This is a genomic window from Streptomyces sp. NPDC002156, from assembly GCF_053593675.1.
In genome coordinates, this window is sequence record NZ_JBSFDA010000038.1 from 64,283 (window position 1) to 72,509 (window position 8,227).

10 protein-coding genes are annotated in these 8,227 nt (G+C 70.2%); all 10 read left to right on the forward strand.

What is annotated here, in order from left to right; genetic code table 11:
- The first annotated feature begins 9 nt into the window (after nt 1-9).
- Nucleotides 10-1,224, forward strand: a complete 1,215-nt coding sequence (locus ACWCRB_RS18240) for an acyl-CoA dehydrogenase family protein (protein WP_450997012.1) — start codon at nt 10-12, stop codon at nt 1,222-1,224.
- On the forward strand, nt 1,221-2,012 hold the full coding sequence (locus tag ACWCRB_RS18245) for an SDR family oxidoreductase (protein ID WP_450997013.1): 792 nt from the start codon (nt 1,221-1,223) through the stop codon (nt 2,010-2,012). The genes ACWCRB_RS18240 and ACWCRB_RS18245 overlap by 4 nt, the downstream gene beginning before the upstream one ends.
- A complete protein-coding gene (locus tag ACWCRB_RS18250; RefSeq protein WP_450997014.1) occupies nt 2,009-2,815 on the forward strand; it encodes an SDR family NAD(P)-dependent oxidoreductase in 807 nt (268 codons plus the stop codon). The genes ACWCRB_RS18245 and ACWCRB_RS18250 overlap by 4 nt, the downstream gene beginning before the upstream one ends.
- Complete coding sequence (locus tag ACWCRB_RS18255) at nt 2,812-3,636, forward strand: enoyl-CoA hydratase/isomerase family protein (RefSeq protein WP_450997015.1); 825 nt, start codon at nt 2,812-2,814, stop codon at nt 3,634-3,636. The genes ACWCRB_RS18250 and ACWCRB_RS18255 overlap by 4 nt, the downstream gene beginning before the upstream one ends.
- 65 nt (nt 3,637-3,701) lie before the next feature.
- Nucleotides 3,702-4,328 carry a TetR family transcriptional regulator gene (locus ACWCRB_RS18260; protein WP_369031930.1) on the forward strand — a complete coding sequence of 209 codons (627 nt, stop codon included), beginning with the start codon at nt 3,702-3,704 and terminating at the stop codon, nt 4,326-4,328.
- Nucleotides 4,329-4,441: 113 nt separating this feature from the next.
- Nucleotides 4,442-4,792 (forward strand): nuclear transport factor 2 family protein, encoded by a 351-nt coding sequence (locus ACWCRB_RS18265; protein WP_450997016.1) that lies wholly within the window; start codon nt 4,442-4,444, stop codon nt 4,790-4,792.
- Complete coding sequence (locus tag ACWCRB_RS18270) at nt 4,789-5,160, forward strand: nuclear transport factor 2 family protein (protein ID WP_369031928.1); 372 nt, start codon at nt 4,789-4,791, stop codon at nt 5,158-5,160. The genes ACWCRB_RS18265 and ACWCRB_RS18270 overlap by 4 nt, the downstream gene beginning before the upstream one ends.
- 17 nt (nt 5,161-5,177) lie before the next feature.
- The gene (locus ACWCRB_RS18275; RefSeq protein ID WP_369031927.1) at nt 5,178-5,498 is read left to right on the forward strand and encodes an EthD family reductase; all 321 of its coding nucleotides are present in this window, start codon (nt 5,178-5,180) and stop codon (nt 5,496-5,498) included.
- 78 nt (nt 5,499-5,576) lie between these two features.
- Entirely contained in the window at nt 5,577-7,109 is a 1,533-nt protein-coding gene (locus ACWCRB_RS18280) for a class I adenylate-forming enzyme family protein (RefSeq protein ID WP_450997017.1), read from the forward strand.
- Nucleotides 7,106-8,158 (forward strand): MBL fold metallo-hydrolase, encoded by a 1,053-nt coding sequence (locus tag ACWCRB_RS18285; RefSeq protein WP_450997018.1) that lies wholly within the window; start codon nt 7,106-7,108, stop codon nt 8,156-8,158. Before ACWCRB_RS18280 ends, ACWCRB_RS18285 begins: the two co-directional genes overlap by 4 nt.
- Nucleotides 8,159-8,227: the final 69 nt, after the last annotated feature.

The window sequence follows — 8,227 nt, forward strand, 5'->3', positions numbered from 1 at the left end:
GCGCCACCCATGGATTTCGGACTCTCCCCGAAGGCCGAAGAACTCCGCACCCGGATGGCCGCGTTCATGGCGGAGTACGTCCTGCCCGCCGAGGCGGTGTACGACCGGCAGCTCGCGGAAGCGGACGACCCGCACGAACTCCCTCCCATCATGCGGGAGTTGAAGGAGAAGGCCCGCGCCGAAGGACTCTGGAACCTCTTCCTCGCCCACGGCGACCGGGGCGCCGGCCTCACCAACCTCGAATACGCGCCCCTCGCTGAACTGGCCGGACGCTCGGTGATGGGCCCCGAGGTGTTCAACTGCTCGGCCCCCGACACCGGCAACATGGAACTGCTCGCGCTCTTCGGCACCCCCGAACAGCAAGACCGTTGGCTGCGCCCCCTGTTGACCGCCGAGATCCGGTCCTGCTTCGCGATGACCGAACCGGAGGTCGCCAGCTCCGACGCGCGCAACATCCGCACCCGGATCACCCGGGACGGCGACGAGTACGTCGTCAACGGCCACAAGTGGTACACCTCCGGCATCATCGACCCCGACTGTCGGCTGATCATCCTGATGGGCGTCACCGACCCGGACGCACCCACCTACCGGCAGCAGAGCATGCTGCTGATCCCCCGGGACACCCCCGGCATCACCGTCCTGCGCGACCTGCCGATGTTCGGCTACACCGACCGCTGCGGCCACGGAGACGTGCTCTTCGAGGACGTACGGGTGCCGGTGGACGCCATGTTGGGCGGTGAAGGGGAAGGATTCGCTCTGGCCCAGGGGCGGTTGGGGCCCGGGCGGATGCACTACGCCATGCGGGCCGTCGGATTCGCCGAACGTGCACTGGAGTTGATGTGCCGCCGCACCCTCACCCGCACCGCCTTCGGGGGCGCGCTCGCGGAGCAGGGTGTCGTGCGGGAGTGGATCGCGCGCAGCCGCATCGAGATCGAGCAACTTCGGCTGCTGGTCCTCAAGTCGGCCTGGCTGATGGACACCCAGGGCAACTCGGCGGCCCGTACCGAGGTCGCAGCCATCAAGGTGGCCGCCCTGGAGGTCGCCCACCGGGTGGTCGACCGCGCCGTCCAGGCACACGGCGCGGCCGGGGTCAGCGACGACACCGTACTGGCGCGGCTGTACGCCATCACCCGGGCACTGCGGATCGCGGACGGGCCCGACGAGGTGCATCTGCGGACGGTCGCGCGGCGCGAACTGGCCAAGTATCCAGAGGAGTCGGCGTGAACCCACAGGTACTGAACGCACAGGTGCTGAGCGGCCGGGTCGCCGTGATCACCGGCGGCTCCCGGGGTATCGGCCTCGGCATCGCCAAGGCCTACCGGGAGGCGGGCGCGCATGTGGTGATCGCCGCCCGCAAACCGGACGGACTCGCAGCCGCACGCGAGGAGTTGCTGCGCGTCAAGGGCGACGGCGAGGTCTACGAGGTCGTCGCCAACGCGGGGGAGCCGGCCGACGCCGAGCGGTGTGTCGAGGAGACCACGGCCCGGTTCGGCAGGCTCGACGTGCTGGTCAACAACGCGGCCACCAACCCGTACATGGGCCCGCTCCTCGATCTCGACCTGCCGCGCGCGGAGAAGACGGTACGGGTCAACCAGTACGGCATGCTCGCCTGGACCCGCTGCGCCTGGCGGGACTGGATGGCCGAGCACGGGGGAGCGGTCGTCAACATCGCCTCCGTCGGCGGACTGATCGTCGACCCGCACATCGGCTGGTACAACGCCACCAAGGCGGCCATGCTGCACATGACCCGCCAACTCGCCTACGAACTGGGCCCGATGGCACGCGTGAACGCGATCGCGCCCGGCCTGATCAAGACCGAACTGGCCAGGGCCGTCTGGGAGCCACGAGAACCGATCCTGACGGCGAAACTGCCCCTGCGCAGGCTCGGAACCGTGGAGGACGTGGCACACGCGGCCGTCTTCCTGGCCTCCGAGGCCTCGTCCTGGATGACGGGACAGACGCTGGTCCTGGACGGCGGAGCGACAGTGCTGCCGATCGGGGTGGAGGGATGACCCCGGTGGCCGAGCCGCTCACGGAGCTGTTCTCGCTGCGGGGGCGGACGGCCGTGGTCACCGGGGCGTCCTCCGGACTCGGCGCCCGCTTTGCCGCCGTACTCGCGTCGGCGGGCGCGACGGTGTTCGCGGCGGCCCGGCGGCTGGAGAAGCTGAAGGAACTCGCCGATACGGACCCCCGTATCCACCCCGTCGTCTGCGACGTCTCGCGCGAGGAGGACCGGGTACGGCTGATCACGACGGCGCTCGACGAGACCGGCCGGATCGACGTCCTCGTCAACAACGCCGGCGCGCCCGGGGCCGTACGCGCCGAGGACGAGAGCCCCGACGACTTCGCGGACGTACTGGCGGTGAACCTGGTCGCGCCGTTCCACCTGGCACGGCTGCTGGCCGAAGCGCCGACACCGATGACCTCGACGACACCGGCGGCACTGTCCGGTCGTACGAGATCGGTCGTGAACGTCTCGTCCGTGCTCGGGCTGGTCTCCGGCGCCCCGCTGGGAGGCGCCGCCTATGCCGCCTCCAAGGCCGGGCTCGTCGGACTGACCCGTGAACTGGCCGGTCAGTGGGGGCAGTCGGGGGTGCGGGTCAACGCGCTCGCACCCGGCTGGTTCCACTCGGAGATGACTGAGGAGCTGTTCGCCGACGAGCGCTCGCGGCGGTGGGTCGAACGCGGCACGATGCTGGGGCGCGGCGGTGAACAGGGGGAGCTGGACGGGGCGTTGCTCTTCCTGGCGTCGGACGCGTCCTCGTACTGCACCGGGCATGTGCTCACTGTGGACGGCGGGTGGACCGCGCGATGAGGGCCACGGTCGAGGTCGACGGAGACGGGCTGGCCCACATCGAGATGTGCCGGGGCGCGGGCAACGCGATCGACCTGGCGATGGCCCGGGCGCTGCTGGACGCCGCCCAGGAGTGCGAGAAGGCGCGGGCGCGGGCCGTACTGCTCACCGGACGGGGACGGTCCTTCTGCGTCGGCGGTGATCTGAAGGAGTTCGCCGCGCTGCCCGGGGAGCGCCTGGCCGGGCACCTCACCGACGTCACCGACGCACTCCACGGAGCGCTGCGCATCCTCGCCGGTCTTGACGCCCCGCTGGTGGTCGCCGTCCAGGGGGCCGTCGCGGGAGCGGGGCTGGGCCTTGCGACCGCGGCGGACGTGATCCTCGCGGCGAGCGACGCCCGCTTCACGGCCGCGTACACCGCGATCGGATACACACCCGACGCCGGGACCAGCTGGTCGCTGCCGCGGCTCGTCGGACCCCGACGGGCCATGGACCTGCTGCTGACCAACCGGCGGGTACCGGCCCCGGAGGCGCTGGTGATGGGGCTGGTGAGCCGGGTCGTGGCGCCGGAGCTGCTGTACGAGGAGGCCGTCGAGGCGGCGGGAGCGCTGGCGCGCGGGGCCACGGGCGCGTACGGCGCGACACGGCGGCTGGTGGGAGGGGCACTGTTGGCCGGCTTCGACGAACATCTCGACGCGGAGGCCCGCCAGCTGGCGGCCGCCGCGGTGTCGACGGAGGGCCGGGAAGGCGTGGCGGCGTTCCTAGGCGGCCGCCCGCCCGACTTCGCCCGTCCGGAGGCCACAGGGGAGACCCGGTCGATCTTCGATTCGAAACCGACTTGAACTTGGGTCTACTCTCGGACGACCGGACGGTGATCGGTGCCGTGCGCGGAGCAGAGGGAGAGACGATGGCAAGGGCACGGATCGTGGATCCGGAGGAGGGGCCCAGGTCGAAGCGTGGCGCGATCCTCGTGGCCGCCGTGGAGCGGTTCGGGGAGGACGGCTACGAGAACACCAAGTGGTCGGAGGTGGCCGACCGGGTCGGCATCGGGCAGACCGCCCTCTACCACTACTTCGAGTCCAAGGCCCACTGCCTGCTCACCATCATGCGCCTGGAACTCCAGCGCTCCCACGACATGTTCGTCGAGGCCACGGCCGACGAGACGGAACCCGTGGAGGAGCTGCGCGCGGCGGTCCGGGCCGCCTTCGCGGTGACCGATCAGGAGATCCGCCAGATGCGCATCCTGCAGGCCAACATGTCCCTGCTCGCCAACCCGCGGAAGTCCAAGCGCGAGGAGACCGAGCGCGTCGCGGCCCGGCAGCTGGTCCAGATGGTCGAGCGGGACTGGACGAACCTGCTGATGCGCGGCATGTCGAAGGGCGCCTTCCCGGTCCGGGACGCGCACACCCTCGGCCTGGGCGTCCTCGGCATGATCGTGAGCGTCTGGCGCTGGTACCGCCCGACCGGAGCGATCCCGCTGCCCGAGATCAGCGAGATGATCGAGGGATGTGTGGTGCGGATGGTCGCCGAATAGCACGTCGGCCCGCCCCTTGTCGGGGGCGGGGCGGCTGCCTTACAGTCAAACTGAACTGAACTCAGGTTGTTTGATGATGATGGTTCAATGGCGCTGAGGGAGAGCGATCAGCAATGGTGCTTCGCGAATACATGGCCAGAATGGACGGCCAGGACCCGGAAAAGGCCCTCGAACTCCTGGAACCGGACTTCCGGTTCCTCATCGCCCTCCCCGGCGCCCAACGGACCGGCACGACCCGTGCGGACTTCGCCGACTACATCGCGGGACGCGCCGCTGTGGACCGTACGCACGAGATCACGCGGTACGCGGTCGACGGCGACGTCGAGACGGCGTACGGCTTCGTCGTCGAGAAGGGTGTGACCACCGGCGCGTTCCTGTCCGCCGTACAGGTCTCGCCGGCCGGGCTGATGGCGCGCTACCAGTCGTTCTTCACGACCGACTTCGACCTGGTGGACCGGACATGACCACACACACGGCCTCCTTTCTCAGCAACTGGTTCGCGATCCTGGACAGCGACGACGCCGACCGGATCCTCGACCTGATCAGCGACGACTTCTCCTTCTCCATCCTGTTCTCCACCGGCGGCGACGGCGCGACCGACTTCCACGGCGGCCGTCCCGAGATGGAGGGCTATCTCGCCCAGCGCGCGGTGGGCGTCCGCACCCACCACCGGCTCACCGCGAGCACGGTCGGCCAGGACGAACTGTTCCTCGGCGAGGTCCGGCGGTCCGGCGTACCGGAGGCGACCTTCGTGGCCTCGGCCCGGCTCGACGGAGAGGGCAAGGTGCGGCGGCTGATGATCGGGCGTTCGCCCGCGGTCCTGTTCACGTGATCGACCAAGGAGGGCGGATGTACAACCTCGTACTGCTGGCGGCCCGGCCGCCCGAGTGGACGCATGAGCGGTTCATCGACTGGTGGCGCGGCGACCACGCCGAACTCACCCGTCGGCTGCCCGGTCTCAGGGCCTGGCGGCACACGGACATCGACGCGGCTCTCGAACCGCGCTCGGAGGGTTGGGACGGCCTCTCCGTCCTGAGCTTCGACACCGCCGACGACCTGCACAAGGCGCTGCGGAGCCCGGAGTGGGCGGAGGCCGTCGCCCAGGTCGGTGACATGCGCGGACGCCGGATCGCCGTCATGGGCGGCGAGCTGGAGATGTACGCGGGCTGAGCACGGCCGGGACTTTGCGGACCTGGCCCAGGGCCTGGGCATTCTGGACAACCCCTTCGCGAAGAGGCGAGGAAGCGGATGCGACAGACAGTGCGGGAGTTCTACGAGCGGTCCCAGCGGGCCGACTTCACAGCGGTCGTCGACGACCACGGCCGACACGGCGCCCGCGACCTTCTCCAGCGTGCGGCCGATCTGGCCGAGGCGATGAGCCCCGAATGGGCGCCGGGCGGCACGGTGCTCCTCCAGGCCGACAACTCCTGGCGGACCGTCGCCACGACCCTCGCCGTCGGACTGACCAACGGCGTGCTGGCGCTGGTCAACCGGCATACGACCCCTGCCGAGTTCGCGGCGGCCATGGAGGACATCCGGCCGGACGTCGTGATCGCCGAACCGTCCGCGATGGCGGAGTGGGGCGTCGACCGGGCCATGCCGGACGCCCGGACGGCCCAGGCCCTCGACGGCTGGACGGTACGAGCCGGCCACGGCCCGCGCGACGTGTCCCGCTGGTCCGGCGGCACCCTCATCGGACTGACCTCCGGCTCCACCGGACGGCCCAAGGGTGTCGTCCAGTCCGAGGACGCCCTGCGCTACGCGTGTACGTGCACGATCGACGTCAACGGGCTGCGCGACGGGGATGCCGTGGCCGCCGTGGTCCCGCTCTCCTCGACCGCTGCCTACTGCTTCGGGGTCTGCCTGGCCCTCATGCTGGGCGGCCCTCTCGTCCTGACCGGCCGATGGGACCGTGAGGAGGCGCTCGCACGTATGGCGGCCCATGATGTCCGGTGGACCATGTGCGTACCGACCATGGCCCTCCAGATGGGCTCGGCCGCAGCCGGCTCGAAGGTCCTCGACGGGGTCCGCTCGATCACCGTCGGTGGCGGCCCCATGGACAGCGGCGCCCTCGCCCGAGCCGAACGCTCCCTGGGGACCAGGATCCTGCGCGTCTTCGGCATGTCCGAGTGTCTGGGACACACCTCTCCGCGCCCCGACGACCCAGAGGAGATCCGCCTCGGCCGTGACGGACGCCCCTTCCCCGGTACCGAACTACGCGCGGTCGCCCCCGACGGCACAGTCCTGGCACAGGGCCTGACCGGCCGGGCCCAGGTCCGAGGCCCGTCCCTCTTCCTCGGCTACGCCCGAGACGGCAAGACCGAACCTCCGGCCTTGACCCCCGACGGCTTCTTCCCCACCGGCGACCTGCTGACGACCGGCGAGGACGGCACGGTCACCGTCATGGGTCGGGAGAAGGACGTCATCATCCGTGGCGGACGCAACCTCGACATCACCGAGATCGAACGAGCCGTCGCCACCCACCCGGCAGTGGCCCGCGCCTGCGTTACGCCCGTCCCGGACCCGCTCCTCGGCGAACGCGCCGCCGTCCTCCTCGTGTTGGAGGACGGCAGCGCCGGACTCGGGCTCGACGAGATCCGCGAACACCTGGCCCGCACCGGCCTGTCGAAGTCCAAGTGGCCCGAATACGCGTTCAATGTAAGCGAGTTGCCGCAGACGACAGTCGGCAAGCTCGACCGCTCGGGAGCCCGCGGCCTCGCCCGCGAACTGCACGCAAGGCTCCCCGAACACGCCGAACAGCACCGCCAAGGAGACGCATGACCACCCCCACGACGCCCACCCCCCGCTTCGACCGCGGACGGTGGGCGGAAGGCGGACCCGAGACCGTACGACCCGGCGTCCACCGCATTCCGCTCCCGCTGCCGGACGACGGACTGCGAGCCGTCAACGTCTACGCGCTGGAGGGACTGACGGAGGGGCTGGTCCTCATCGACGGAGGATGGTCGATCCCGGAGTCCCGCAAGGCACTTGAGGACGCCCTGACCGGACTGGGCCACGACCTGGGCGAGATCAGCCACATCCTGGTCACCCACATCCACCGTGACCACTACACCCAGGCCGTCGAACTGCGCAGGCTGCTCGGCTCCCGGGTGTACCTCGGTGCGGGGGAGCGGCGCGGGCTGGAGCTGCTGGGGGAGCTGCGCTCGAACGAGCCGGTCGGTTCGCTCCGGACGCTGCGGAGGGCAGGGGCGGACGAACTCGCCGAGCGGGTGGCGGCGATGTACGACAGGGACTTCGACCTGAGTGTGTGGGAGGCGCCGGACCGCTGGTTGGACGAGGAGGAACTCCGCTTCGGTGACACGTCGCTGTCGGTCGTCCCGACGCCCGGTCACACCCGGGGCCATGTCGTCTACCTGGACCGGGCCCGGGGCCTGTTGTTCTCCGGGGACCACGTCCTGCCGCACATCACCCCGTCGATCGGATTCGAACTGGGCGGTACGGCCCTGCCGTTGGGCGACTACCTGGACTCACTGCGCCGAATGACCACCCTGTCTGACGCCCAACTCCTCCCCGCACACGGCCCGGTCGGCGCCAGCATGCATGCACGCACGGAAGAACTCCTGGCCCACCACGACGACAGGCTCACCGAGACGCTGACGATCCTGGGTGCGCGGACGCGCAACGCGTACGAGGTGGCGGGGGAGTTGGGCTGGACCCGAAGGAAACTGCCCTTCACGGACCTGAACGCCTTCAACCAGATGCTCGCCGTCAACGAGACGGCGGCCCACCTGGACGTACTGGTGTCCCGTACTCAGGCGAGCTGCACACGAACGAACGGCATCAACTGGTACAAGGCGACGGCTGCTTGAGAACGAACATTTTCCTCGCCCCCGCCGCCCCTACCCGTCCCATCCTTCTGGGGGCTGCCGCCCCCAGAC

Excerpts from the sequence above, each read along its gene's own strand:
- ACWCRB_RS18240 (WP_450997012.1), top strand. The coding sequence starts at position 10 with ATGGATTTCGGACTCTCCCCGAAGGCCGAAGAACTCCGCACCCGGATG.
- ACWCRB_RS18250 (WP_450997014.1), top strand. The coding sequence starts at position 2,009 with ATGACCCCGGTGGCCGAGCCGCTCACGGAGCTGTTCTCGCTGCGGGGG.
- ACWCRB_RS18255 (WP_450997015.1), top strand. The coding sequence starts at position 2,812 with ATGAGGGCCACGGTCGAGGTCGACGGAGACGGGCTGGCCCACATCGAG.
- ACWCRB_RS18260 (WP_369031930.1), top strand. The coding sequence starts at position 3,702 with ATGGCAAGGGCACGGATCGTGGATCCGGAGGAGGGGCCCAGGTCGAAG.
- ACWCRB_RS18265 (WP_450997016.1), top strand. The coding sequence starts at position 4,442 with ATGGTGCTTCGCGAATACATGGCCAGAATGGACGGCCAGGACCCGGAA.
- ACWCRB_RS18270 (WP_369031928.1), top strand. The coding sequence starts at position 4,789 with ATGACCACACACACGGCCTCCTTTCTCAGCAACTGGTTCGCGATCCTG.
- ACWCRB_RS18275 (WP_369031927.1), top strand. The coding sequence starts at position 5,178 with ATGTACAACCTCGTACTGCTGGCGGCCCGGCCGCCCGAGTGGACGCAT.
- ACWCRB_RS18280 (WP_450997017.1), top strand. The coding sequence starts at position 5,577 with ATGCGACAGACAGTGCGGGAGTTCTACGAGCGGTCCCAGCGGGCCGAC.
- ACWCRB_RS18285 (WP_450997018.1), top strand. The coding sequence starts at position 7,106 with ATGACCACCCCCACGACGCCCACCCCCCGCTTCGACCGCGGACGGTGG.